Genomic DNA, 1671 nt, shown 5'->3' with positions numbered 1-1671 from the left:
CCCGCATTCCCCAAGTGGGTTGCTGATTTCGCTGTCCTGACCTTGCTATTTCCCATATAAATCATGGTGTTGGCGGCATATCGGGGCGCATTTCATGGATCACCCATTGGGTGCGGGTTCAGACCGGGGTGATCGGGTGGATTTCGACGCTCGCGTGCGGTTGGAGTTCCGGGGTGCGCAGATCAGTTCGGACGGCGGCCTTCTGGTGATGCGAGAGCTCGATGACGCGCTGGGGCTGTCCGGTCTGGCGTCGGCGGCGCTGCGCGACACCCGCCGAGGCAAGAACACCGTACACCAGCTCGACGGGCTGTTCCGGCAATCGGTCTATGGGCGGCTGGCCGGATACGAAGATGTCAACGATGCTGACCGGCTGGCCCTCGATCCGGTCATGCGTCAGGTCGTGGGTGGCCGGGCTGTCGGTGCGCAGGCGGCCTCGGCTTCCCAGATGGGGCGGTTCGAGACCGAGACGCTTGCCTTGGCTGAGAACCGGGCGGCGCTGGCCGATCTGAATGGCCAATGGATTGACCGGTTCCATGACCGCAACGGGCTGAAGTTCATCGTGCTGGACATGGACAGTTCCGTGAGCCCCACCCACGGTGATCAAGAAGGCGCCGCCTGGAACGGGCATTTTGAGTGCAGCTGCTATCACCCGAACTTCCTCTTCAATCAGTTTGGCATGTTGGAACGCTGTGCCCTGCGCAACGGCAATGTCCACAGCGCCGATGGCTGGCGGGACGTCCTTGATCCGGTGATCGCCCGCTATGCTGGCCGCGACCTTGGGGGCCGCTTCTTTCGGGCGGACGCTGCCTATGCGCTTCCCGCGCTCTATGCGCGGCTGGAAGAAGCGGGCTATTTCTACGCCATCCGATTGCCCGCCAACAACGTCCTGCGCGAGAAGATCGCGCATCGGCTTACGCGCCCCGTGGGGCGTCCGTCGCTGACCAAGGTCAAACGCTTCCACGAGGACTTCGAGTATCAGGCGGCGTCCTGGGAAAAGCCGCGCCGCGTCATCGCCAGGATCGAATGGCACCCGGGCGAGCTGTTCCCCAAAGTCGGCTTCATCGTCACCAACCTGCCGATGGAGCCGGATTGGGTGGCGCGGTTCTATAACCAGCGCGGCACCGCCGAGCAGCACATCAAGGAGGGCAAATACGCCTTCCACTGGACCCGGCTGTCATGCCGTCGGTTCCGCGACAACGAGGTGCGGCTGCATTTGCACGCGCTGGCCTACAACCTGGCCACCTTCTTGCGCTGCATCGAGCTGCCCGAGGCCATGGCCGACTGGTCGTTGACCAGCCTGCAACTGAAGCTGATCAAGATCGGAGCCCGCGTCGTCCGCCACGCCCGCGCCATCACCTTCCAGCTGGCCGAGGTCGCCGTCACCGGCCCGATGGTGCGCGCTATCCTCGCCGCCATCCACCGACTTCGGGCGCCTCCGTCATGCGCGTGACCGCAATGCAGGCCAAAACTGAACGAAAGCGGCAGGACAGGTCTGTCCACCGCGCCGAAGAACGCTACCGCCGGGCAAGGAAGTTGCGGCTTCGCGGCCCAATCCACCCAGTTCCAGCCGTCTGCGCGACCGCCGACGCCGCTCGGGGCAAAAAAGGCTTGTCCAGCGGGCAGTCTCTGGCAATCTTGACATCAGACGGCAGGCCACTTGGAGAATGTCGG

General features: G+C 64.0%; 1 protein-coding gene. It reads left to right on the top strand.

Features of this window, described 5'->3' with window-relative positions; all coding sequences use genetic code 11:
* Positions 1 to 94 precede the first annotated feature (94 nt).
* Complete coding sequence (locus G0P99_RS18770; protein WP_164132022.1) at positions 95 to 1450, top strand: IS1380 family transposase; 1356 nt, start codon at positions 95 to 97, stop codon at positions 1448 to 1450.
* Positions 1451 to 1671 lie beyond the last annotated feature (221 nt).

It is taken from the genome of Ruegeria sp. PrR005, assembly GCF_010500245.1.
GTDB classification, from domain to species: Bacteria; Pseudomonadota; Alphaproteobacteria; order Rhodobacterales; family Rhodobacteraceae; genus Ruegeria_B; species Ruegeria_B marisflavi.
The sequence above is the reverse complement of the archived record's forward strand: the minus strand, read 5'-3'. Positions and strand labels throughout refer to the sequence as shown.

What these genes read in the sequence shown, in the direction of transcription:
- G0P99_RS18770 (WP_164132022.1), top strand. Translation starts at nt 95, where the DNA reads ATGGATCACCCATTGGGTGCGGGTTCAGACCGGGGTGATCGGGTGGAT.